A 22,732-nucleotide genomic window follows, 5' to 3' on the forward strand; every position below is an offset into this window, starting at 1 on the left:
CTTACTCGTGGGTCGGGGCACCGCGCGGGTTCCTCGCGCGGCGAAGCATCCGCGATGCGGGTGCCCTCCTCGAACAGGAGATGCCGGTGACCCGGGCGGCGTGACAGCGCGGCGGTGTGGCCTATGTCACCGATAGTGAGTGTCACGAAGCCCGTGGGGCCGGCATCTCGTGTGCGGTGCCAGGTAGGTTCAGAACGGATGGGAGCCAGGGATGCCCGAGCGCAGTGACCGAAGTGTGGAGAACACCGAGCCGCCCGCTGACGGCAACGGCGTGGATCACGCCACCGAGGCCTTCGTCGCCCATCGGAACCTGTTGTTCACCGTCGCCTACGAGATGCTCGGCTCGGCCGCCGACGCCGAGGATGTCCTGCAGGAGACCTGGATGCGGTGGACGGGTGTCGATCAGGCCATCGTGCAGGATCCCCGTGCGTATCTGGTCCGGATCACCACCCGCCAGGCGCTGATGCGACTGCGATCGCTGCGCCGGCGCAAGGAGTCCTACGTCGGCCCCTGGCTGCCCGAGCCGCTGCTCACCGCGCCGGACGTCGCCGAGGACGTCGAACTGGCCGAGGGCGTGTCGATGGCGATGCTGCTGGTGATGGAGACCCTGACACCCACCGAGCGCGCGGTGTTCGTGCTGCGCGAGGTGTTCGGCGTGGACTACGACGAGATCGCCGAGGCCGTCGGCAAGAGCCCCGCCGCGGTCCGCCAGATCGCACACCGGGCACGCAGCCATGTCGCCGCGCGGCGACCACGCACGACCGTCTCCCAGGCCGAGAACCGCGCGGCCCTGCTGGCCTTCCAACGAGCCGTCGAAACAGGAGACATGCAGAGCCTGCTCGACCGACTCGCCCCGGACGTCGTCTTCCTGAGCGACGGCGGCGGAGTCGTCCAGGCCGCGCTGGAACCCCTCGTGGGCGCCGAACCGGTCGCCGATCTGTTGACGGTGGGGCTGGGCCGGCTCGTAGGCTCGGCATCGGTGCAGCCGGCGCAGGTCAACGGCCACCCGGCGCTGATCATACGGATCGGCGGGCAGACCGAGGGCGTCGTGGCGGTGCGGACCGAGGACAGCCTGATCACCGGTCTGTACTTGGTGCGTAATCCCGAGAAGTTGTCGCGCCTCGAGCGAGAGATCTCCTTGCACCGCTGAGCCGGGGCAGCTTTCTCACGCGGAGAGCGCCGGTTCCTGCCAGTCCGGATCGTGCGCGCACGCGGCCGCCAGCTCGTCCAGGGACACGTGCAGCACTGAGGCCAGGGCCGCGATGGTGAAGAAGGCCGGGGTCGGAGCCCTCCCGGTTTCGATCTTGCGCAGGGTCTCGGCGGAAACTCCCGCCGCGGCGGCGACCTCCGCCATGCTCCGGCTGCCGCGTGCCTGACGCAGCAGCGAGCCGAACCGCTCGCCGCGTTCTCGATCCCATGGGGTCAACGGAGTCCTCACCATGACCGTGATACTAATACCGGTATAAGTATTGGATCTGGTTGAGGCGGGAAGTCACAGCACATGGTGGAGATCAAGACGGATGCCGCGATGGACGCGATGCGGGAAGCCGGGCGTGTGGTGGCCCGCGCCCTGGCCGCAGCCCAGAAGGCAGCCGGCGTCGGGGTGTCCCTGCGGGAGCTCGACGAGGCGGCCCGCGCGGTTCTGGCGGAGGCGGGGGCCGGTTCCCCATTCCTCGGGTACCGGCCGGCCTTCGCCCCGGTCCCCTTCCCCGCCGTCATCTGCACCTCTGTCAACGACGCCGTGGCGCACGGCATCCCCACCGGCTACCGGCTGCGCGACGGCGACCTGGTGAGCATCGACTGTGGCGCCCAGCTCGACGGCTGGGCCGGCGACGCGGCCATCACCTTCATCGTAGGAACTCCACGCCCCACAGACCTCGACCTGATCGACGCCACCCAGCAGGCCCTCGACGCCGGCATCGCCGCCGCTCAGGTCGGTAGCCGCATCGGCGACATCTCCCACGCCATCGACACAGTCGCCCGCAAAGCGGGCTGCGGCATGCCCGCCGACTTCGGCGGCCACGGCATCGGCCGCCGCATGCACGAAGACCCTCACCTGCCCAACCGCGGCCGCCCCGGGCGCGGTTATCCGCTCCGCCACGGCCTGGTTCTCGCCATCGAGCCCATGCTCATGGCCGGCGGGCGCAACACCTACCGCACCGACACCGACGGCTGGACCATGCGCACCACCGACGGCAGCCGGGCCGCCCACATCGAGCACACCGTCGCCATCACCGACCATGGCCCCCGCATTCTGACCCTGCCCTGACATGCCAGGGGCGACGTCACGCCTCTGCCTGGCCATGATGCATGGATCAGGCCAGGGACGAGGCGGAGGTCGTCAGAGCAACGCGGCGAGCTCCGCCGGTCGCGAGAACATCGGCCAGTGGCCGGTCGGCAGCTCGACAAAGGTCCATTCGGGCGTGCCGAGGGGGGCGAACGCCGGGTTCCCCGATGCGATCAGCTCGCGGATCAGCGCCACCGGCATCGTCGAGGCGACCATGGTCTTCGGCGTCGCCGGGATCTGCTGCGGCCGCCGAACCGACTGGGTGACCGCGCCCCACGGCTGCGGCGTCGCCTTCGCGCGGATCAGCGCCACATGCTCCTCGGTCAGTCCCGCGAACTGCCCATCCCCCTGCTCGAAGGAGGGCACGTCCAGCGCATGGCCGTCCCCGACCTGAGCACGCCAGGCCCGCTGAGTCTCCTCGTCATTGAAGTCGATCACCGCCACACCGGACGGCAGCGGCGCGGTGTCGACGTAGACGACGCGGCTGAGCCGCTCGGGATGCCGGTCGGCGACCGCGGTCACCGGGACACTCGCCCCGCTGTGCCCGACCAGGACGACCTCCTCCCATCCGTCCATCGCCGCGAGGATGTCGTCGACATGGGTCTCCACGCCGACCTCCGGCGACAGCTCCCCGGCCCTGTCCCCCAGCCCCGTCAGGGTGACCGCCCGCACCTGGTGTCCGGCGGCGCGCAGCTCCTGCGCCACCCGGTCCCAAGCCCAGGCGCCAAGCCAGAAGCCGGGGACCAGCACGTAGTTCGCCATCTCGTCGTCCTCTCAGTGAGCCGATGTCGCTACGCTAAAGCCGATAGCGGACAGAATCCGCCCGGATTAAGTGGGTGACTTGTGTCATATCCGGCGACCCGGATGCTGGCGATGCTCGAACTGCTCCAGGCGCACCACGGGCTGGGCGGCCGCGACCTGGCGCAGCGGCTCGGTGTGGACGAGCGGACCGTCCGGCGCTACGCCGCCCGGCTCGCCGAACTGGGCATCCCGGTCACCGCCGAGCGTGGCCGCTACGGCGGCTACCAGCTGATGCCCGGCTACAAGCTGCCACCGTTGATGCTCACCGACGACGAGGCGACCGCCGTGGTTCTCGGCCTGCTCGCCGGACGCCGGCTGGGCGTCGCCGCCGAGGCCACCGAAGCCGCCCTGGCCAAGATCCGGCGGGTGCTGCCGGCCACGCTGCGAGAACAGGTCGGCGCGCTGGAGGAGACCTTGGACTTCACCCTCGCCGAACGTGCGGCGCCAACGCCCGCGAGCCGGGCCGTGCTGACCCTCGCCGCCGCGATCCGCGACCGCCGCCGGGTCACGCTGCGCTACCGCTCCTGGAACGGCGCCCAGACCGAACGCGAGCTGGACGGCCACGGCCTGGTCTTCCACTCCGGCCGCTGGTACGTGACGGGCCACGACCACCGCTCCGGCGAGATCCGCACCTTCCGCGTCGACCGGATCTCCTCCGTCGCCCCAGGGACGGCCTCCTATGAGATCCCCGAGGAGTCCGACCCGGTGCGGCAGGTCACCGCGTCGCTGGCCCAGGTACCGTATGCGCACATGGTCGAGGTCACTCTGCACGTTCCCCTCGCCGAGGCGTCGCGCCGCATCCCGCCGTCGGTGGCCTCCCTCACCGAAACACCGGACGGAGTCCTCCTGCGGACGCGTGCCGAGTCCCTGGACGGCATGGCCGCCATGCTCGCCGGGCTCGGCTTCCCGTTCACGATCTTGTCACCGCGGGAGCTGCGCGCTGCCGTCCGGCGCCTGGCCGAGCGCCTGCTGGAGCAGAGGGACGACGGGGCGCCGGGCGATCAGGCCGTGACCGGCTGCACCTGACCACACCTCACGCGATCCGTCACGCCGTGATCGCGAGCTTGCCCCACGCCGGGCGCTACTCCGGGCAGCTCCGGGGGCCGACGCGCTGGCCGGCACCGACGACGGTGACCTGGGCAGGGGTTTCCGGCGCCCTGGCGGCGGCCGTGCACACGATCTGCTCGACGGCCAGTGCGGACAGTTCGCCGGCCGCGGTGGACAGGGTCACCACCACGTGGCCGGCGGGCTTGGCGGTCACCGAGAACGGGCCGGCTTCGGACGGGACGTCGGTGGTCAGTCCGTTCGCCTGCTCCTCCGCGGTGGGTCCGGCCGCCAGCAGCGCGAGCGCGTCCGCCGGGAACATCGGGCGACGGGTGGGCCGCGTCACCGCGCGGAGCCGGCCGTTCTCGACCAGGTAGAGGGTGGTCGTGGCGGCTGGTTCGACGGCACCGCTCGGCGGCTCGCCGGCGGAGATGGCGTCGGTGGGTCGCACGCCGCAGCCGGCCACGGCGACGAGCGACACGAGGCCCGCGGCGAGCACGCGGCGGGCGAGCCCGGTCCTCACCCGGGACCTCCGTCCGGGTCGGGTGCCCGGCGTGGCAGGCGCAGCGTGAAGACGGCGCCGCCGTCCGGGGCGTTGGCGACGGTGAGATCGCCTCGGTGCAGGCGCGCGTTCTCCCGCGCGATGGCGAGGCCGAGGCCGCTGCCCTCTGACCTGGCCCTGGCCGCGCTGGCCTTGTAGAACCGGTCGAACACGTGCGGCAGCACCGCTCCGTCCAGCCCGGGTCCGTGGTCGCGGACCTCGAGAGCGATCCAGTGCGGGTCGGCGGAGAGCCGTACCGACACCGGTGGCTCGCCGTGTCGCAGGGCGTTGCCGACCAGGTTCGCGAGGATGACGTCCACTCGGCGCGGGTCCAGCCGTGCCGTCACCGCGGGTGGAAGCTCGGTGTCCACCAGCTCCGGCCAGCCCCGGACCCGCAGGGTCGCGCGCACCAGCTCGGCCACGTCGACCTCGTTCAGCGCGAGGGCCGCCACGCCGGAGTCGAACCTGCTGATCTCGATGAGGTCGTTCACCAGCCCGGTGAGGTTGAGCGTCTCCTGGCTGACCAGCCTGGCGGCCCTGCCGGCGGGCTCGGGCAGCCGGGCCGCCTCCTCGTCGAGGACGTCGGCGACCGCGGTCAGCGCGGCCAGCGGGGTGCGCAGCTCGTGGGACACGTCGGCCACGAACCGGCGGGCGTCGGCCTCCATCTCCCGCAGCTGCCTGACGTGCCGTTCCAGCTCCGCGGCGGTGTTGTTGAACGTGCGTGCCACGTCGGCCAGCTCGTCGGAGCCGCGGACCGCGATCCTGGCCCGCAGCTCGCCCTCGCCCAGCAGGCGTGCCGCCCGGCCGAGCTCACGCACCGGGCGCAGCACGCCACGGGTGGCCAGCGACGCCAGGACGACCGCGAACGCCAGTGCCGCCCCGCCGGCGAGCCAGGCGGATGCGGCGAGCTCGTCGATGCTGCGTTGTTCGGCAAGCAGGCTGCGCGCGGCGTAGACCTCGATGCCGGACGTTCGCGTCGCCTGGTTCGGCTCGGCGATCAGCAACGGCGTGCCGATGATCAGCCAGGGCGTGCCCTGCCGCACCACGCGTTGCCACGCGATCTCGCCGCCGGCCACCAGCCGCCGCAACTCCGGTGAGATCACCCCGAGATCCAAGGCCAGCACCCTCCCGCCCGGACTCCGGCTCTCCGGCGGGGCGATCGGCGAGTGCATCTCGTGGTAGACGGCGACCGCGAACTCCACGGTGTTCTGGTCTGGCACGGCGGCGGCGATGTCGTCGAGCTCGGCCGGGCCCGGCGTCGCGCTCCGCAACGGGTAGAGCGTCTCCAGGCGGCTTCTCATCGCGTGCACCGAGGCGTCCTGGGTCCGCTGCAGGATGTCGTTGCGGGCCTGGACGTAGATCGCGCCGGCCACCGCCGCCGCGGTGACCACACACAGCAGTGCGAACGCGAGCAACAGCCGGGCACGCAGCCCCAGGCTCGGCCGAGGTGTCACCGGCGGCTCACACCGGCCCGAACCGGTACCCGAACCCCCGCACCGTCTGCACGTAGACGGGCGCCGCCGGGTCGTCCTCGATCTTCGCGCGTAACCGCTGCACGCAGGCGTCCACGAGACGCGAGTCGCCGAAATACCCGTGCTCCCACACCGACTCCAGCAGCTGCTGGCGGCTGTGCACCCGGCCCGGCGAGCCGGAGAGCTCGAGCAGCAGGCGCAGCTCGGTCGGGGCGAGGCTGACCGGCACGCCGCGGTTGGCGATCACCAGCCCGGCCCGGTCGATGGTCAGGTCCCCGTGCCGCTCCAGCTCCGCCTGCTCCCGGCCGATCCGCCGGAGCACCGCGCGAATGCGCGCCTCGAGCACTCTGGGCTGCACCGGCTTGACCACGTAGTCGTCGGCGCCCGCCTCCAACCCGGCCACCACGTCCATGTCGTCGCCGCGCGCGGTCAGCATGATGATCGGCACCTCACCGGTGGCCCGGACGCGGCGGCAGACCTCGAACCCGTCCATGCCGGGCAACATCAGATCGAGCACGATGACGTCGGGAAGGTCCATGCGCAGCCGGTCCAGCCCCTGCTCGCCGGACTCCACCGCGCGCACCCGGTGCCCATGCTGGGTCAGGGCCAGCTCAAGGCCCTCCCGCACGGCCGGGTCATCCTCGATCAACAACACTCGCGACACGCCGCCGAGTATCACAGTACGCTCCGTAACTCGCCCGCCGATCAACCTCGTCCACTGTCGGCCGGCCGTGTCCTCGCCTCGTCAGCGCCGTGTCATGGTTGTGTCACGGTCGCGCCGACGGTGGCCGCCGTCGATGAACGGTGACATGCGGCGGACAACGCGCGCATATTCGGTGCCAATCGTAATCGTCATGAGCGAACCACGCACCATCCCACCTCGGCCCCGGGACCGGCTGTTCGCAGTGGTCACGCTGGTGCTCGCCGTGCTCCTGCTGCCCGCGGCGTTCGTCCGGCATCCCGGCCGCGCCCGCGAGCTGGCCTGCCGCTGGGCGTTGCGGATGCGATTCCCCGCCGAGGACCTCACCGGGCTCACCGACGGCGCCATGGCGGCGTTCACCGCTGCGCGCACCGAGGCGCTCTGGCGTCACGGCCAGCTCATCGGCCTCACCTCGGGATACCGCACTCCCCTTGTCCAACAACGGATGTTCGACGAGGAGGTGCGCCGCTCCGGCTCCCCGGCCTCGGCACGCATGCTCGTGTTACCGCCGGCGGAATCTCCCCACGTCAAGGGCATCGCGCTGGACGTGCGTCCCCACGAAGGCGCGCGCTGGCTGGAGGAGCACGGTGCCCGCTACGACCTCTACCGCATCTACGACAACGAGTGGTGGCACTTCGAGCACCGCCCGGACAGCGGCGGCACGCCACCACGACGACGACCCCACCCCGGCGTGGACTACGCCGTCGAGAACGGGGACCAGCCGTAGCGCACACCCGTGGTGGCGCGTCCACGCCGCCTGTGCCACACTCACTGTTATAGAACTCTTCAGAGAGTTATAGAACGACAGGAGCATGGCATGCGAAACGTGACGCCCCGGCGTGAGCCGGTCCCGCCGGACGGGACGATGGGCGAGCCCCGAGCTCGGGGCCGATTCGGCGACTACGGCGGACGGTACGCGCCGGAGTCCCTGGTGGAGGCGTGCCGCGAGGTGGAGGAGGCGTTCCGGGAGGCCTGGGCGGATCCGGGGTTCCGCGGCGCCCTGGCGCGGCTGCTCGCCGTGAACGCCGGGCGGCCGACCCCGCTCACACCGGCCCACCGGCTGTCCGAGGCGCTGGGCGTGCAGCTGTACCTCAAGCGCGAGGACCTCACCCACACCGGGTCTCACAAGATCAACAACGTGCTGGGCCAGGCCCTGCTGGCCACCCGGATGGGACGGCGCAGGCTGATCGCCGAGACGGGAGCGGGCCAGCACGGCGTCGCCACCGCGACCGCCGCCGCGCTGCTCGGGCTGGAGGCCACGGTGTTCATGGGCGAGCGCGACATCGAGCGGCAGGCGCTGAACGTCTTCCGGATGCGCATGCTGGGCGCCGAGGTGGTCCCGGTGACCACGGGCAGCCGTACCCTCAAGGACGCGACCAGCGAGGCCATGCGGCACTGGGTGGGCGCGACCGGTGACTCCCACTACTGCATCGGCTCGGTCGTCGGGCCGGACCCGTACCCATGGATGGTCAGGGAGTTCCAGCGGGTCATCGGCGACGAGGCGCGCGAGCAGTGCGCCGCCGAGCTGCGGACCGGCGTCCCGGACCACGTGGTCGCGTGCGTCGGCGGCGGCTCCAACGCGGCCGGCACGTTCGCCGGGTTCGCCGACACCCCGGCGCGCCTGGTCGGCGTCGAGGCGGAGGGCGGCGCCGGGGCGGCCCGCGGCCGGGTCGGCGTCCTGCACGGCTGCCGCTCGCTGTTCCTGCAGGACGACGACGGGCAGATCACCGAGGCGCACTCCATCGCCGCCGGGCTCGACTACCCGGGGGTCGGCCCGGAGCACGCCCACCTGCGCGACCTGGGCCGGGCCCGCTACGTCACGGTGACCGACGACGAGGCGGCCGGCGCGGCGCTGCGGCTGGCGCGCACCGAAGGCATCGTCCCGGCACTCGAATCGGCGCACGCCCTCGCCTGGGTGATCCGCGCGGCGGGCGACGGCGACCTGCCCGCGGGATCGACGGTGCTGATGACGTTGTCCGGCCGGGGCGACAAGGACGTCTCAACCCTGAAGGAGCTGCTGTGACGAACCCCACCCTGGCCGCGGGCGCGGTCGAACGCCACCTTCGTGCCCGCCGGGACACCGGCCGCGGCCTGCTCATGCCGTACGTCACCGCGGGGATCACGCCCGGCTGGACGGAGTACCTGCGGGCGTTCGCCGCCGCCGGCGCGGACGCGATCGAGGTCGGCCTGCCCTTCTCCGACCCCACGCTGGACGGTGTCACCATCCGGCAGGCCAGCGAGACGGCTCTGGCCCGGGGGGCGAGCACCCGCCGGATCCTCGCCGACCTGGCCGGCATGCCGGACGTAGGCGTGCCGCTGGTCGTCAGCACCTACTACAACCTGGTGCTGCACGACGGCCCCGAGGCGTTCTGCGCCGCGCTGCGCCGGGCCGGCGTCGGCGGCCTGATCGTGCCCGACCTGCCGGTGCACGAGGCGGACGAGCTGACGGACGTGGCCGTCGCCGCCGGGATCGAGGTGGTCCTGCTGGCGTCGCCGTCGACGCCGCAGCCGCGGCTGGCGGAGATCTCGTGCCGCAGCCGCGGATTCGTCTACGCGGTGTCGCTGATGGGCACCACCGGTGAGCGGGCCGCCCTCGCCGCTTCGGCGGCGGAGCTCACCGAGCGGATCAGGCGCGCCACCGACCGGCCGGTCTTGCTAGGATTTGGCATTTCCACCCCGGACCAGGCACGCGAAGCCCGCCGGCACGCCGACGGCGTGGTGGTCGGCGCCGCGGTCATGCGGCGGGTGCTCGACGGGGCCGGACCGGACGACCTGCGGGCCTTCCTCGCGACCCTGCGGCAAGCCCTCGACCAGGAGTGTGACCGACCACGATGACCCCCGACGCCGGGCACGAGGCGAGATACCGCGCCATCGCCGCCGACCTCGCCGCGAAGATCCGGTCGGGACACTACGCCCCCGGTGAGGCCCTGCCACCGCAACGGGAGCTGAGCGCCTCCTACGGGGTGACCCTCATGACGCTGCGCCAGGCGTTGCGGGAGCTCAGCGACGAGAGGCTGATCGTGCAGCAGCCCGGCAGGGGCACGTTCGTCGCCCCGCCGCACCTGGCGTACCAGCTCGACTCGCTCCGCAGCCTGGTCGACGACCTGCGCAAACAGGGCCACGACGTGCGCACCGTGGTGGCCGGTCGGGCGGTGCGCCGGGCCCCCGCCCAGATCGCCGCGGAGCTGCGGCTGCGTCCCGGCGACACCGCCCTGCGGCTGGAGCGGGTCCGCGAGTTCGCGGGACGTCCCGCCCTGCACCAGGTGTCCTGGATCCGCCGGCCGGTGGCCGACCGGATCCACGACCGCGACTTCACCGCCGTCTCCCTCTACACGGCCCTCGCCGACGCGGGCGTGACGGTCGCCCGGGCGTCCGAGGTGGTCCGGCCCGGTCTGCTCGACGCCGCCACCGCCCGCCACCTCCACGAGCCGCAGGGCAGCCCGGTGCTGGTCAGCACCAGGATCACCTACACGCTCGACGCCACGCCCGTGGTGTCCGACCATGCCACCATCCTCGGCAGCATGATGGAGATCCGCACCGAACGCGCCGCCACCGGCCTGTCTCTCACCTGGGGCGCCTCCAGCTGAGACCCTGTGCGCGGCCGGCCCGGCCTGAGCGGCGGGAGGCTGTCAAAGAGATGGTCACGGGCGGGTGAGGGTACCGGCTGGTGGTGGCGGATCGGGGTCGCAGCGGGAAGGCCGGATTCATGGCAGATCTTCCCTTTGGTGACCGGCGGACTTCGAGGCCGCCGATCGCGGATTCGTGGCCGCGTTGAGCCCCGCGACGGTCAGGGCCGATGGCCGTGTCGTATGGGACATCGACTCTTACGGGTTCCTGGCGCAAGAGTGCCCGGACACCGCGCATCCCAGCCTGTGGCGGCAGGGGCAGTTGTGCGTCAAGCAGGGCCTGTACGAGGTGACCGACGGCATGTACCAGGTACGCGGCCTGGACCTGTCGAACATGACCCTGATCGAGGGCGAGCAGGGCGTCATCGTGGTCGACCCGCTGCTGTCCGTCGAATGCGCCGCCGCCGGGCTGAAGCTCTACCGCGACCAGCGAGGCGACCGCCCGGTCACCGCGGTCATCTACACCCACTCCCACGCCGACCATTTCGGCGGGGTACGCGGCGTCACCGACGGCAGCGTGCCGATCCTGGCGCCCGCCGGGTTCCTGGCCTCCCAGTACTAGTGGAACGATGAACCGGGGTTAGCGTCACATGATTTGACACTCTGCGCGATGATGGCTGTTGACCTGCGTCGGGCGTATGACGCAGGAGTTCGAGCTGTTGATCTACAGAGTGGGAGGGCAGATCTGATGGCAGTGCCGACGATGACGCCAGAACAACGGGCGACAGCCTTGGAGAAGGCGGCGGAGGCTCGCACGGCGCGTAGCGCGCTGCTGGCGGGGGTGAGGTCCGGTACGACCAGCGTGGCGGAGGTATTCGGCCGTAGCGGCGAGGAACTGGTGAAGAAGACTCGGGTGGCACAGGTTCTTCGAGCGGTTCCTGGTTACGGGCCGGCGAGGGTCGCGGCGCTGATGGCCATGTCGGGGGTGGCGGAGAAGCGCCGGGTCGGCGGACTGACCAAGCAACAGCGGGAGCGTCTGCTGCAGGCGCTGGCGGGCTGATCGCCGAAGCTCAGCCGAGCGTGGGCTTCAGCTGATGCAGGCGATGATCGGCGATGCGGCAGCCCGTGGGCAGGCCGGCCTCGACCTGGTCGGTGTCGACTCCACCACCGCCCGAGCCCACCATCATGCTGCCGGGATGGTCTTGGACGGTGAGCTGAGCGCAGCGCTGGAAGAAGCCGCCGAGCAGGAAAGGGGGCTACGCCAAAGGGGCAAAACGCCCGCGACGGTGGTCACGGGGACGGCGACGACAGAGAGAGACGAAGGCGGTTACGACGCCGGCACCGGTTCCGGCTCAAGGCGGCCAAGCTGTCCCCCAGCACCCGGACTTCGCCGCTCTTGGCATCAGGCAGCGCGCAGCAATCGGATCAGCAGTGAGCGGGAGACGACGATACCGGGGACTGTACCCGCCAACTGGACACTCCCGTGAGTCGGGGCCGGAGCACTTGTACGGGGTAGCGTAGATGAGGACCGTATCCGAACAGCGAGCTTTCGTGATTGCGAAGGAAGATCGGGGGCGGGCATGGGACCGGGTTCTGCGTCCGCTGGCCGCCGGGAATCTGCCGCAGCCAGCCACGTACAGCCGGGAGATGCGCAGAAAGGCCCTCCTGTAGTGGCCTTCCCGCGCGTGCAGCTGGCGTCGGTGGTGATGTTCGTCCGCGAGTTGGACGTCAGCGTGGACTTCTATCGCAGGCTTTTGGGGATGGAGGTCGCGGTCCGCAGTCCTACCGCCGCTCTGCTGGTCAATGCGGACGGTCTGCAGGTATATCTTCGCGCGGTGGGCGCGAACGCCACCCGTTCGCTGGGCGGCGTCGGCGTTCAGTACGTGATCTGGACTGCGGCTGACGAGGAGGATCTGTGGCGCTGCGAACGCTTCTTGAAAGAGGCGAAAGCGCATGTCTACACGCGAACTGGTGACGGCTTCACCCTGGTTGAGGGCAGTGATCCCAATGGTGTGCCGGTGATGGTGGCCTATCCCGGCCCCGACGTGGCGGTGCGGACGCGGATCATGACGCGGGTCTATGCGTGGTGAGCGGTGCTCATGCGGACGGGTGGTGGCCTTCATCCTCGGCGTCGATAGAGGTCTGCCCATCGGTTGAGGATCCTGGACGATACGGCACCGCTGACGCCAGATGTGGGGCCCGTGTCAGCGGTGCCGTGCTGGCTTGTCTGAGTCACTCGGAAACGGGCACGTTACGGGGCTGGAAGCGTCCGTTCCTCTGGATGACTCGTGCGCCGCCTCTTTTGCTCGTGGCTGTAGCGCGTCGGCTGCGCATTCGCCGGCCTGAAGGGTGTCTTGCGCCACCCCGCTCCGCCCGCCAGGTTGGCCTTCCAACGGCGCAGGGTCATCAGGGTGTGTTTGTGTCGGGCACTCCCGTGCATGTGCGTTTGTTGCTTGTCAGCCGGGCCAGGCGGTGAAGCCGCCGACGATGGCGCCGTAGGCGAGATGGGCGACGAGGGTGACGGCGGGTGTGCTGGGGCCGTAGTTGAGCATGAGGAAGCCGGGGGGTTCGAGCAGCGCGACGTCGGGGGCGCTGGTGTGGGGTGTGCCCATCCGCGGGTGCAGGAGGGGCAGCAGGATGCTGACCAGTGCGGTGGCGGCGAACAGGCCGTGGAGAAGGCCGAAGATGGTGCCCAGCCACCAGCTGCTGTAGCCGATGGCGGTGAAGATCGCGTAGTAGAGCAGGGCGAAGATCTGGCCGTTGACGAAGTGCGCGCCGTAGCCGAGGGCCATGGCGCGGGTCCGGTCGCTGGTGAAGGCGGTGCCGAGTAGAAACGGCAGGTCGATTCGGGTGAGATGGAAGGCGCTGGCGGCGCGCATGCCGGTGGTCAGCACCAGGGTGCCGATGAACCCGCCCGCCAGTGCGGCCCAGATGCTCATCGTGCGGCCTGCTCGATGGCGCAGGCGGCGCTGATCAGGGCCAGGTGGGACAGGCCCTGGGGCAGGTTACCGAGGAAGGCGCCAGTGGCCGGGTCGATTTCCTCGCTGTAGAGGCCGACGTCGTTGGTGAGGGCGAGGAGTTGTTTCATGAGGCGGGTGGCTTCGTCGAGGTGGCCGCATCGGGCGAGGGCCTCGGCGAGCCAGAAAGAACAGGCCAGGAAGGCGCCCTCGCCGCCGGGCAGGCCGTCGGGGCCGAGGTAGCGGTTGACGTATGGGCCGTCTTGCAGAGTCCGCTGGATGGCGGCGACGGTGCCGTGCATGCGGGAGTCGTCGGGTGCGCGGTAGCCGTGCAGCAGCCCGAGCAGGAGGCTCGCGTCCAGGTCGTCGCTTTCGGCGGAGCGCACGTAACTGTTCAGCCGCGGGCTGAAGCAGCGGGTTTCCACGAAGGTGGCGATGGCGTGGCGGTGGCGCTGCCAACGGGCGGCGTGCCGGTCGGGGATCAGTTGCTGTTTGGCCAGAGCGAGGGCACGGTCCAGGGCGATCCAGCACATCATCTTGGACTGGGTGAAGTGCTCGGGGCGGCTGCGGACCTCCCAGATGCCCGCGTCGGGCTGTTGCCAGGTGGTGCAGACGAAGTCGGCGGTCTCGGCCAACCTGCGGGCGATGTCGGCGTCGAGGCGGTGGCCGCCGATAGCGTACAGCCATGCGGTCTGCAGCAGCTCCCCGTAGGTGTCGAGCTGCAACTGGCCGGCGGCGGCGTTGCCGACGCGCACGGGAGCCGAGCAGCGGTAGCCCGACAGGGGCAGGGTCAGCTCGGGGGCGCGGGCCCCGCCGTCAAGGCGGTACAGGACGTGCAGGCGAGGGTGGGTGAGTTGAGATGCCTGCATCAGCCACCAGAAGTAGCCGATCGCCTCCGGTGCGCAGCCCAGTTTCAGCAAGGCCTGCAGGGTGAAGGCGGAGTCGCGGATCCAGCTGTAGCGGTAGTCCCAGTTGCGGTTCCCGCCGATGTGTTCGGGCAGCGAGCAGGTCGCGGCGGCGGCGACCGCCCCGGAGGGAGCGAAGGCCAGGAGCTTGAGGGCTAGCACGCTGCGCAGCACGGCCTGCTGCCATGGACCTGTGTAGATGCGGTCGTTCGTCCAACGCCGCCAGGTGGCGGTGGTGTGCTCCAGGCGGGACTCGCACTCCGCTCGGACGGGCAGCACCAGCGGTTCCTGGTGTGCGTACGGCAATGCGATCATGGCTCTGCTGCCGGCATCGGTCCGGAACCGGGCGGTGATGGCGTCGGCTGTGCACTGGGGCTGTCCCGCGTCCCAGGCACAGACCGCGACCGCGTCGGGCCCGGAGGTGGCCACCGGGATGCCCGCGCGGTGTGCCAGGCGCGGGGGGCGGGTTCCGTAGCCGAAGCGCGGCTGGACGCTCCAGCGCATGGGGACGCTGCCCGCCAGTCCCTCGATCCGCCGCAGGAGTTCCCGCCCGGGCGTCAGCGAGCGGGTGTCGGGCAGGCTCAGCGCGTCGGTCAGCCGGACCGTGCCGCGTGCGGTGGTGAACGTCGTCTCCAGCACGTTGGTGCCGGGCAGGTAGCGGCGGGCGGCGGTGTAGGGCACCTCGGGCTGCAGAAGAAACCTGCCGCCGCGGGCGTGGTCGAACACCGCGGCGAACACGGTCGGCGAGTCCAGGTCAGGCCAGGCCAGCCAGTCCACCGAGCCGTCCCGGGCGATGAGCGCGACGCAGCGGCCGTCCCCGATCACGGCGTAGTCCCGCAGCTGCGCATACCCGCTCGCGCGTGTCGGCTGCCCGGCAGCGGGATTATCCGGCCTCGCCAGCTCGGCGCGCCGCCCCTGCTGCGCCGGTGGCGTGCTATGGCCTGATCCGGGAGGCACAGCTGTCACCTCGGAGAACCTTTCCCGGTATCACGCTTCGTCAAGCCGAGCAGGGCCGGTCAGCGGCACGGTGAGATCGGCAGCGTCTCATGTTCGCCTGACAGCTTCACCGGCTGTGGGAGGCTGACTTTGTCGCGATGGCCTACTCGGCAGAGCCTTCGGTGTTGCCGGGAGAGGCGGCGGTGACCTCGTTCAGCCGGTACAGCTCGACGGCTTTGCCGGGCGCGGAGGCGTCAAGCTCTCCCCGATCGGCCAGCTGGGTGAGCACCCGCAGCACGATGGAGGGTGCGTCGATGCGGAAGTGGCGGCGCAGCGCCCCGCGGGTGTCGGAGTGTCCGAAGCCGTCGGTGCCCAGCGAGGACCAGGCGGCGGGGACGAAGGGTGCGATCTGGTCGGGCACCGCTCGCATCCAGTCGGACACGGCCGTGACCGGGCCGGGCTCGGAGGCCAGGCGGCGGGTAACGTACGGGATCTTGCGGGGCTGGCCGGGGTGGGTGAGGTTCCACGCGTCGGCGGCGAGGGCTTCGCGGCGCAGTTCGGTCCACGAGGTCACCGACCAGACGTCGGCTGCGACGCCCCAGTCGTCGCGCAGCAGGCGTTGGGCCTGCAAGGCCCATTGCACGGCGATGCCGGAGGCCAGGATCTGCGCTCGCGGTCCGTCGGACTTCTCGGCTGGAGAGTAGCGGTGCATTCCGGCGAGGATGCCGCCGATGTCGATGTCGGCCGGCTGCGCGGGCTGCGCGATGGGCTCGTTGTAGAGGGTGAGGTAGTAGAAGACGTTCTGGTCCTTACCCTCGCGGGGCTCGCCGTACATGCGGCGCAGGCCGTCGCGGACGATGTGGCCGAGTTCGAACGCGAAGGCGGCATCGTAGGCGACGCATGCCGGGTTGGTGGAGGCCAGCAGCAGCGAGTGGCCGTCCTCGTGCTGCAGGCCCTCGCCGTTGAGGGTGGTGCGGCCGGCGGTGGCGCCGAGCAGGAAGCCGCGAGTCATCTGGTCGGCGGCCGCCCACAGGCCGTCACCGGTGCGCTGGAAGCCGAACATGGAATAGAAGATGTAGACCGGGATCATCGCTTCGCCGTGGGTGGCGTAGGAGGTACCCGCAGCGGTCCACGACGCCGTCGAGCCGGCTTCGGTGATGCCCTCGTGCAGCAGGACGCCGTTGGTGTCCTCCTGGTAGCTGAGCATCAGTTCCCGGTCCACGGCGAGGTAGGTGTGCCCGTGCGGGGAGTAGATCTTCGCGGTCGGGAAGAGCGCGTCCATGCCGAAGGTACGGGCCTCGTCCGGGATGATCGGCACGAACCGGTGGCCGATGCCGGGGTCCTTCATCAGGTCCTTGAGCAGCCGGACGAATGCCATCGTGGTGGCGACCTGCTGCCGGCCCGAGCCGCGGCCGGCGACCGCGTACGCTGCGGCGTCCGGCAGGGTCAGGCGGGGCCGGCGGGGCACGGTGCGGGCGGGCAGCGGACCGCCCGGCGCACGACGCCGCTCTCGAAGATACTCCAGCTCAGGCGAGTTCTCGCTCGGCCGGTGGTAGGGCGGCAGCTTCTCGTCGAGGGCGGAGTCGGGGATGTCGAGGTAGAGCCGATCGCGGAAGGACCTGAGGTCCTCCAGGGTCAGCTTCTTCATCTGGTGGGTGGCGTTGCGGCCCTCGAAGTGCGAGCCGAGGGTCCAGCCCTTGATGGTCTTGGCCAGGATCACCGTCGGCTGGCCGGTGTGCTCCACTGCCGCCTGGTAGGCCGCATACAGCTTTCGGTAGTCGTGCCCGCCGCGCTTGAGTCCCCAGATCTCCTCATCCGACAGGTGCGCGACCATGGCGGCCGTGCGCGGGTCGCGGCCGAAGAAGTGTTCCCGGACGAACGCCCCGGACTCGGCCTTGAAGGTCTGGTAGTCCCCGTCCGGCGTGACGTTCATCAAGTTGACCAGCGCGCCGTCAGTGTCGGCGGCCAGCTGGGGATCCCACTCGCGGCCCCAGATCACCTTGATTCCGACCGAGATTTGCAGCGCCGCAAGAAGGATGCCCGGAGAGCGGTGGACGGCAAGAGGTAACTTGTCGGAAACTTTGCACAAGGAACGGCCACCAGGCGAGACCAGGACGTCGGCGGGGGAACAGATGCGACGAGGACGAGACGTCACGCTCCGGGACGTGGCGGAGCTCGCCGGCGTCTCCAGCCGTACCGTGTCGAACGTGGTCAACGGGTACGCCAACGTCACCGAACGTACCCGGGCCCGCGTGCAGCAGGCCGTGGACCAGCTCGGCTACCGGCCCAACGTGCTGGCCAGAAACCTCGCCAGCGGGCGCTCCGGGCAGATCGCCGTCGTCGTGCCCTACCTGGACACGCCGTACTTCTCCGAACTGCTGCAGGGCATCATCCGCGCCGCCCGCGTGCAGGGCTACAACGTGCTGATCGACCAGACCGACGGCGACCCCGAGCACGAGCGCATGCTCATCAACCACGGCCACAGCCGGTTGCTCTTCGACGGCGTCATCTTCAGCCCGCTGGGCCTGCCCCAAGACGCCCTCGCCGACCGCGACCCCGGCCTCCCGCTGGTCGTCCTCGGCGAGCGGGTCAGCGACGGCAGGTTCGACCACGTCGGCATCGACGACGTCGCCGCCTCCCGGCAGGCCACCGAGCACCTGCTCGATCTCGGCCGCACCCGGCTGGCCGCGATCGGCGACCAGCCGTATGCGACGGGCGAGTGCGCGCAACTGCGCACCCAGGGCTTCCGCGAGGCGCACGAGCGGCGCGGCCTGACCGTACACGAGGACCTCATCGTCCGCTCCCCCCGCTTCACCCGGCCGGACGGCGCCCAGGCGATGGCCCACCTGCTCGACCGCGACAACCCGCCGGACGCCGTCTTCTGCTACAGCGACCTGCTCGCGCTGGGCGCGATCCACACGTTAATCGCCCGCGGCCTGCGGGTGCCGGAGGACGTGGCGGTGATCGGCTACGACGACATCGAGGACGGCCGCTACTCCAACCCGGCCATCACCACGATCTCGCCGGACAAGGAGATGATCGCGAACACCGCGGTCAAACGCCTGCTGCTGCGCATCGGCAGCACAACGCCTCCCCCCGGCCTGGAACTACGCGCCCCCCACCAGCTCATCGTGCGCGAAAGCACCGCAGGGTCCTAGTGCTGCGTTCCTCAAAGGGTGTAAGTGAACCGTCGGCGTAGCTGCCGTGGTGGCGGTGGTGGGCGTCCCCAGACCCAGGGTTTGGCCTGGGCGTTGAGCTGGGCGGTGGCGATGCGGGTGGCGTAGTCGATGTCGCCGGGGCCGACGAAGCACTGCCCGGCGATGGCATGCCGCCGGAAGATGCGCCACCAGGCCTCCTGCAGGTTGAGCCAGCAGGCGCCGACCGGGATGAAGACCTGCTGGATCCGGGGATGGCCGGCCAGCCAGTCCCGGGTGGCGTAGCAGTTGTGGCTGGATAAGTTGTCGGTGATGACGAAGATGAGGCCGTCACCGGGGTTGGCGGCCTCGATCGTGGCGAGGAACTGCTGGTAGTAGTGGCTGCTGCGGGACGGGGCGGTCATGGTCACCGCGGTCCCGTCGGCGATGCGCAGACCCCCGTATACCCAGGTCTTTCAGGGCCGCGAGAGTAGTCCAGCGGCGCTTTGATCCGGTGCCCATCAGGCGACCAGCCGGATGCGGGTGGGAACGTCCGCGGCACCACGGGGCCGAGCTCATCGGCGCAGACCACTACCCCGCCGGACGGCGGGCGCGCAGAGAGGTCCACGATCCGGGATCTTTTGCGGCGAATTTCGGGTCTTTGCTGGTGGTCCAGGATCGGGGGCGGCGCCATCTCACCCCCTCCGTCAGCAGGATCCGGCGCACTTGAGAGCGACCGACCTGGATTCCGGCGGCGCGGGCCGCAGTTGTCAGCGTGTCCAGCGTCCACACGCCCGGCGCATCTTCCTCCTCGGCGGCGGCCAGGCCGTTCAGCCACAGATCAAGCATCGGTCGCCCTGGCGGGGTCGTTTTGACGAGGGCGATGATGTGGCTGCGTTCGCTTTCGGTGAGCCGCGGTCGTCGCCCGGGCCCGGGCCGATCGCCCAGGCCATCGATCCCTTCGCCGTTGAACCGGTGTAACCGCCGGCGCACCGTTTCGGGGTGACAGCCCAGTTTGGCCGCTATTGCCGGCACTCGCAGCCCGTCCCAGCTGGCCACCACGATCCGGGCGCGTTGGATCCAGTCACCGGGAGCGTGCCGGGCACCGGCCAACCGGCGCACATCACGTTCTTCGCTCTCATCACGCGGAGCCCGCGCGAACAGTAGCTTTGGCATGGCGGAACCCTTCTGTCATGAGAATCTGCCTGCTCAAGGCTCCTGGCCAGGGGGCAATCCCACACCCTTTGAGGAACGCAGCACTAGCGGGCCCGAGCCGGCGCACCGATGTGCGACAAGAACGGCTGAGCCGGATACGCCGCAAAAGTTTCCGGCTTGTTTCACTTGCGTCCTTCTGATGATCGATGCATGCTGCTTGCAGCGCTGCAAAGCCGAGGGCGCGCAAGCGAATACCGGGTGTCTCATGTCAGCGGACCCTTGAGGGCTCCGCAATGCGATGACGCCCCGGACATCCCCAAAAACGGAACGAACCCACTCGCGGCGGCGAATGTTAGCGCTAACGTCGCCTGTCCGCCCTCGCGATCGGGAGTCACCGCTCATGAGGCAAGCCCGGATTCACCGCCCCCGGCGAAGCACTCCCCCCGAAAGGAGCGGTTCAGCAATGACCACCACCTTGACCCCGCGTGCAAGCCGACGCCCCTGGCGCGCCGTGGCCGCCGCGATCGTGACGGCGGTGACCGTCGTCGCCACGTGCTCGCACGCCGACGCCGCCGCATATCCGAACCCGGGAGTCGTGACCGGCTCCACCCGCGCCCACGACCCGTCCGTCACCAAGACCCCCAGCGGCACGTACATCGTCGTCACCACCGGCGACAACCTGCCGATCAAGACCTCCACCGACCGGACCGCATGGCGGGACGCCGGCCTCGTCTGGCCCAACGGCGCACCCTGGACCACCTCGTACACGGCCGGCAGCAAGAGCCTGTGGGCGCCGGACATCTCGTACCACAACGGTCAGTACTACCTCTACTACTCGGCGTCCAGCTTCGGTTCGCAGCACTCGGCGATCTTCCTGGCCACCAGCCCTACCGGCGCCGCCGGGACCTGGACCAACCAGGGGCTGGTCATCGAGAGCAGCGCCTCGGTGAACTACAACGCGATCGACCCGAACCTGGTCGTCGACGCCTCCGGGAGATGGTGGCTCAGCTTCGGCTCGTTCTGGAGCGGCATCAAGATGATCCGCCTCGACTCAAGCACCGGCCGGCGATCCACCTCCGACACCGCCATCCGGTCCATCGCCCAGCGGACCACCGCGAAAGGCGCCGTCGAAGCCCCCTTCATCTACCGCCACGGCAGCTACTACTACCAGTTCGTCTCCTTCGACCGTTGCTGCCAGGGCGCGGCCAGCACGTACCGCATCATGGTCGGCCGCTCCACCTCGGTCACCGGCCCCTACGTCGACCGCAACGGCGTGGCAATGACCTCCGGCGGCGGCACCGAGATACTCGCGGGCCATGGCTCCATCCACGGCCCCGGCCACGAAGCCGTCCTCGCGGACAATGACGGCGACGTGCTGTTCTACCACTATTACGCCGACAGCGGCGCCTCCTACCTCGGGATCAACCTCCTCGGCTGGGACTCGGCGGGTTGGCCGTACGTCTACTGACCACAATGCCTTCCGGCCCGGACCGCACAGGTGCGGGCCGGAAGGCGGGACCGGGCTGGTTATGCTGCCCGCATGTTCCGCGCGGCCCGGCATGGCGACTGCGACCAGATCACCCGCCTCTACCGGCAACTGCATCCGCATGATCCCGTTCTGGACAACGGGTCCGACGTCGCCGTCTTCCAGCAGATTCTGGACTCGCTGGCGCTGCACCTCTTCGTCCTACTGGACGGGGCCGTCGTCGTGACGGCGTACCTCAACGTGATCCCCAACCTCACGCGAGCGGCCGCCCCCTACGCCGTCATCGAGAACGTCGTCGTCGACCAGGCACGGCACTAGTCCCTCGGCCACCCGCGCGGAGCGCGGCGACGGCGGCCTCAAGGGCTACCAGCTCCTCCAGCTCCTGGTGGGTGATGCGGTTGCGGTCCATCCAGTCCCGGGTGGCCGCCCCGGTCAGCAGTCCGCGGGCGCGGCGGAAGGCGTCCATCGCCTCCTGCAGCTCGGCGTCGGTCAGCGGTTCCCTCGTCTCCTTCAGCTCCTCGCGGACGAGGTTGTCGGCGACGAGCCGGTCGGCCAGCGCGGACTCGTCCCAGATGAAGTCCAGACAGGCGATCGCCCTGGCCACGGGGGTCTCGATGCCGTTGACCCGCAGCAGCAGGTGCTCGCCCGCGCGGTGCACGCCGCGCAACGGCCACGGCAGGTCCCGGTCGAGACACCAGGACAGCGAGATCGTGGCGCCGTCGCCGTCCTTGATGAGCAGGGCGTGGTGCAGCACGGGGCGGCGCCGGGGTCGGAGTGCCGCCAGTCGTAGCGGGTGTGGTTGCCGGCCTGGGAGTGGATCTCCGCCGCGAAGATCTCGCCGCCCACCGCCGTCACCCGTACCTCGGCCCGTTTGGGGACGTACGCCTGGACGATGACCGGGGACAGGCGCAGGGCGTCGGCGTGACCGAGGTCCGACGGGGTCACGGGCGCCGCGAACCGGCCGAACCGCTCACCGCCCGCCTCCAGCTGATTGCCGTGCACGGGCTTGGTGATCACTCGGCCTTCGTGCCGGTCGTAGAAGTGGAGGAAGCTCTCGGGATCGTTCGTGATCAGCGTCGCGGGCAGTTCGAAGCCCAGCCGCCTGGCCACTTCGAGCTGGTACGCCTTGCGCCCCGCGCGGTCGATGACCGGCCGCGCCGCGGGGACCTTGAGGCAGCCCAGTCCGTCCCACAGGCTCTCGGCCAGGACGCGGCACTCCTCCTCGACGTAATCGCGGGCGACGGTCGAAGGGTGGGCCACCGGATTTTCGGGGCGCCGGTACCAGACCGCGAACAGCTCGTCGAGGACGAGCCGGCGTCCGCCGTGGCCGAGGGTCCGGACGGTCGAGCCGTCCCCGGAATGGCCGATCTCCAGGGTGGCGGCGGCGGGGAACGACGTGAGGTCGAAGACGGTGACGTCCGCCCCGGCGAGCGACCCAGGACACGTTCGGCGTGCGCGTCTCCGCCGGAGGTCAGTACGAGGATCATCAGCGTGTCCCGGTCAAGGGGGGCGCGACCCAAGGCCGCGCCCCCTGCGACTCGAACTAGTTGCTGTCGCCGGAGGTGTGCGTGTGGCCGCCGTGGATCACGATGACCTGGCTTCGGACGCCGCCGCTCACCTGGAGCAGCTGACCCTCGTCGAGCTCGGCGCCCAGGGCCACGATGTCGTCGAGGCTGGTACGCGTCTTCCCCATGGCCATTTCCGCCCTTGTGTTCCGCACGGGGAGGCGGTTGCGCCCCGTCGTGTGG

General features: G+C 70.5%; 23 protein-coding genes and 2 pseudogenes. 13 read left to right on the forward strand and 12 right to left on the reverse strand.

The genetic code is table 11. From position 1 onward, the window contains the following. The first annotated feature begins 235 nt into the window (after nucleotides 1-235). Nucleotides 236-1,150 (forward strand): RNA polymerase sigma-70 factor, encoded by a 915-nt coding sequence (locus tag AB0H64_RS37555; protein ID WP_357634516.1) that lies wholly within the window; start codon nucleotides 236-238, stop codon nucleotides 1,148-1,150. 15 nt (nucleotides 1,151-1,165) lie between these two features. Here the strand turns inward: AB0H64_RS37555 and AB0H64_RS37560 are convergent, their stop codons facing one another. Beyond that, complete coding sequence (locus AB0H64_RS37560) at nucleotides 1,166-1,441, reverse strand: helix-turn-helix transcriptional regulator (RefSeq protein ID WP_357634519.1); 276 nt, start codon at nucleotides 1,439-1,441, stop codon at nucleotides 1,166-1,168. A 60-nt stretch (nucleotides 1,442-1,501) separates the two neighbouring features. Between AB0H64_RS37560 and map the strand changes: the two genes are divergently transcribed. Beyond that, complete coding sequence (gene map, locus AB0H64_RS37565) at nucleotides 1,502-2,269, forward strand: type I methionyl aminopeptidase (RefSeq protein WP_357634522.1); 768 nt, start codon at nucleotides 1,502-1,504, stop codon at nucleotides 2,267-2,269. A gap of 72 nt (nucleotides 2,270-2,341) precedes the next feature. Here the strand turns inward: map and AB0H64_RS37570 are convergent, their stop codons facing one another. Beyond that, nucleotides 2,342-3,049, reverse strand: a complete 708-nt coding sequence (locus AB0H64_RS37570) for an alpha/beta hydrolase (protein WP_357634525.1) — start codon at nucleotides 3,047-3,049, stop codon at nucleotides 2,342-2,344. A 111-nt stretch (nucleotides 3,050-3,160) separates the two neighbouring features. Between AB0H64_RS37570 and AB0H64_RS37575 the strand changes: the two genes are divergently transcribed. Further along, nucleotides 3,161-4,114: a YafY family protein gene (locus tag AB0H64_RS37575; protein WP_357634528.1), complete on the forward strand. Its 954-nt coding sequence runs from the start codon at nucleotides 3,161-3,163 to the stop codon at nucleotides 4,112-4,114. 55 nt (nucleotides 4,115-4,169) lie between these two features. Here AB0H64_RS37575 and AB0H64_RS37580 read toward each other — a convergent pair whose 3' ends face one another. From AB0H64_RS37580 to AB0H64_RS37590, 3 genes are read right to left on the reverse strand one after another with little or no spacing between them, the layout of a single operon-like run. Continuing rightward, entirely contained in the window at nucleotides 4,170-4,655 is a 486-nt protein-coding gene (locus AB0H64_RS37580) for a hypothetical protein (protein WP_357634530.1), read from the reverse strand. Next, nucleotides 4,652-6,127: a HAMP domain-containing sensor histidine kinase gene (locus tag AB0H64_RS37585; protein WP_357634531.1), complete on the reverse strand. Its 1,476-nt coding sequence runs from the start codon at nucleotides 6,125-6,127 to the stop codon at nucleotides 4,652-4,654. Before AB0H64_RS37585 ends, AB0H64_RS37580 begins: the two co-directional genes overlap by 4 nt. Nucleotides 6,128-6,134: 7 nt before the next feature. Then, the gene (locus tag AB0H64_RS37590; RefSeq protein ID WP_357634533.1) at nucleotides 6,135-6,809 is read right to left on the reverse strand and encodes a response regulator transcription factor; all 675 of its coding nucleotides are present in this window, start codon (nucleotides 6,807-6,809) and stop codon (nucleotides 6,135-6,137) included. Nucleotides 6,810-6,999: 190 nt separating this feature from the next. On the opposite strand from AB0H64_RS37590, the gene vanY-N reads away from it, so the two are divergent. The 7 genes and pseudogenes from vanY-N to AB0H64_RS37625 all read left to right on the forward strand — a co-directional run bounded on the left by vanY-N (nucleotide 7,000) and on the right by AB0H64_RS37625 (nucleotide 12,501). Beyond that, nucleotides 7,000-7,572, forward strand: coding sequence for a D,D-peptidase/D,D-carboxypeptidase VanY-N (vanY-N, locus tag AB0H64_RS37595; protein ID WP_357634535.1), 573 nt, complete (start codon nucleotides 7,000-7,002; stop codon nucleotides 7,570-7,572). Between the two features lie 90 nt (nucleotides 7,573-7,662). After that, nucleotides 7,663-8,868 carry a tryptophan synthase subunit beta gene (gene trpB, locus AB0H64_RS37600; RefSeq protein WP_357634537.1) on the forward strand — a complete coding sequence of 402 codons (1,206 nt, stop codon included), beginning with the start codon at nucleotides 7,663-7,665 and terminating at the stop codon, nucleotides 8,866-8,868. Next, the gene (gene trpA, locus AB0H64_RS37605; RefSeq protein WP_357634539.1) at nucleotides 8,865-9,680 is read left to right on the forward strand and encodes a tryptophan synthase subunit alpha; all 816 of its coding nucleotides are present in this window, start codon (nucleotides 8,865-8,867) and stop codon (nucleotides 9,678-9,680) included. The genes trpB and trpA overlap by 4 nt, the downstream gene beginning before the upstream one ends. Then, nucleotides 9,677-10,432 (forward strand): GntR family transcriptional regulator, encoded by a 756-nt coding sequence (locus tag AB0H64_RS37610; protein ID WP_357634541.1) that lies wholly within the window; start codon nucleotides 9,677-9,679, stop codon nucleotides 10,430-10,432. The genes trpA and AB0H64_RS37610 overlap by 4 nt, the downstream gene beginning before the upstream one ends. Before the next feature lie 175 nt (nucleotides 10,433-10,607). Further along, nucleotides 10,608-11,018 (forward strand): annotated as a pseudogene (locus AB0H64_RS37615) (MBL fold metallo-hydrolase); the annotation flags it as partial. 141 nt (nucleotides 11,019-11,159) lie between these two features. Continuing rightward, nucleotides 11,160-11,471: an integration host factor, actinobacterial type gene (gene mihF, locus AB0H64_RS37620; RefSeq protein ID WP_357634542.1), complete on the forward strand. Its 312-nt coding sequence runs from the start codon at nucleotides 11,160-11,162 to the stop codon at nucleotides 11,469-11,471. A gap of 625 nt (nucleotides 11,472-12,096) precedes the next feature. After that, on the forward strand, nucleotides 12,097-12,501 hold the full coding sequence (locus AB0H64_RS37625; protein ID WP_357634544.1) for a VOC family protein: 405 nt from the start codon (nucleotides 12,097-12,099) through the stop codon (nucleotides 12,499-12,501). A 366-nt stretch (nucleotides 12,502-12,867) separates the two neighbouring features. On the opposite strand, the gene AB0H64_RS37630 is transcribed toward AB0H64_RS37625, so the two are convergent. From AB0H64_RS37630 to AB0H64_RS37640, 3 genes and pseudogenes are all read right to left on the reverse strand, one after another. Next, nucleotides 12,868-13,350 carry a hypothetical protein gene (locus AB0H64_RS37630; protein ID WP_357634546.1) on the reverse strand — a complete coding sequence of 161 codons (483 nt, stop codon included), beginning with the start codon at nucleotides 13,348-13,350 and terminating at the stop codon, nucleotides 12,868-12,870. Beyond that, on the reverse strand, nucleotides 13,347-15,098 hold the full coding sequence (locus AB0H64_RS37635; RefSeq protein ID WP_357634548.1) for a glycoside hydrolase family 15 protein: 1,752 nt from the start codon (nucleotides 15,096-15,098) through the stop codon (nucleotides 13,347-13,349). Before AB0H64_RS37635 ends, AB0H64_RS37630 begins: the two co-directional genes overlap by 4 nt. A 274-nt stretch (nucleotides 15,099-15,372) precedes the next feature. Then, nucleotides 15,373-17,214, reverse strand: a pseudogene (locus tag AB0H64_RS37640) (pyruvate dehydrogenase (acetyl-transferring), homodimeric type); the annotation flags it as partial. Between the two features lie 127 nt (nucleotides 17,215-17,341). On the opposite strand from AB0H64_RS37640, the gene AB0H64_RS37645 reads away from it, so the two are divergent. Further along, the gene (locus AB0H64_RS37645; protein ID WP_357634552.1) at nucleotides 17,342-18,367 is read left to right on the forward strand and encodes a LacI family DNA-binding transcriptional regulator; all 1,026 of its coding nucleotides are present in this window, start codon (nucleotides 17,342-17,344) and stop codon (nucleotides 18,365-18,367) included. 11 nt (nucleotides 18,368-18,378) lie between these two features. Here the strand turns inward: AB0H64_RS37645 and AB0H64_RS37650 are convergent, their stop codons facing one another. Continuing rightward, nucleotides 18,379-18,768: a transposase gene (locus AB0H64_RS37650; RefSeq protein WP_357634555.1), complete on the reverse strand. Its 390-nt coding sequence runs from the start codon at nucleotides 18,766-18,768 to the stop codon at nucleotides 18,379-18,381. Between the two features lie 166 nt (nucleotides 18,769-18,934). Next, the gene (locus AB0H64_RS37655; RefSeq protein WP_357634558.1) at nucleotides 18,935-19,519 is read right to left on the reverse strand and encodes a helix-turn-helix domain-containing protein; all 585 of its coding nucleotides are present in this window, start codon (nucleotides 19,517-19,519) and stop codon (nucleotides 18,935-18,937) included. Between the two features lie 442 nt (nucleotides 19,520-19,961). On the opposite strand from AB0H64_RS37655, the gene AB0H64_RS37660 reads away from it, so the two are divergent. Both AB0H64_RS37660 and AB0H64_RS37665 read left to right on the forward strand, forming a co-directional pair. Continuing rightward, nucleotides 19,962-20,966 (forward strand): arabinan endo-1,5-alpha-L-arabinosidase, encoded by a 1,005-nt coding sequence (locus tag AB0H64_RS37660; RefSeq protein WP_357634561.1) that lies wholly within the window; start codon nucleotides 19,962-19,964, stop codon nucleotides 20,964-20,966. Nucleotides 20,967-21,038: 72 nt separating this feature from the next. Then, on the forward strand, nucleotides 21,039-21,302 hold the full coding sequence (locus AB0H64_RS37665; RefSeq protein WP_357634563.1) for a hypothetical protein: 264 nt from the start codon (nucleotides 21,039-21,041) through the stop codon (nucleotides 21,300-21,302). Here the strand turns inward: AB0H64_RS37665 and AB0H64_RS37670 are convergent. Together AB0H64_RS37670 and AB0H64_RS37675 are read right to left on the reverse strand one after the other, a co-directional pair. Then, on the reverse strand, nucleotides 21,265-21,738 hold the full coding sequence (locus tag AB0H64_RS37670) for a TIGR04500 family putative peptide maturation system protein (protein WP_357634566.1): 474 nt from the start codon (nucleotides 21,736-21,738) through the stop codon (nucleotides 21,265-21,267). The genes AB0H64_RS37665 and AB0H64_RS37670 overlap by 38 nt on opposite strands. Nucleotides 21,739-22,527: 789 nt before the next feature. Next, nucleotides 22,528-22,677, reverse strand: coding sequence for a hypothetical protein (locus AB0H64_RS37675; protein ID WP_357634567.1), 150 nt, complete (start codon nucleotides 22,675-22,677; stop codon nucleotides 22,528-22,530). Nucleotides 22,678-22,732 lie beyond the last annotated feature (55 nt).

It is taken from the genome of Nonomuraea sp. NPDC050733, from assembly GCF_040654215.1.
Classification (GTDB): Bacteria; Actinomycetota; Actinomycetes; order Streptosporangiales; family Streptosporangiaceae; genus Nonomuraea.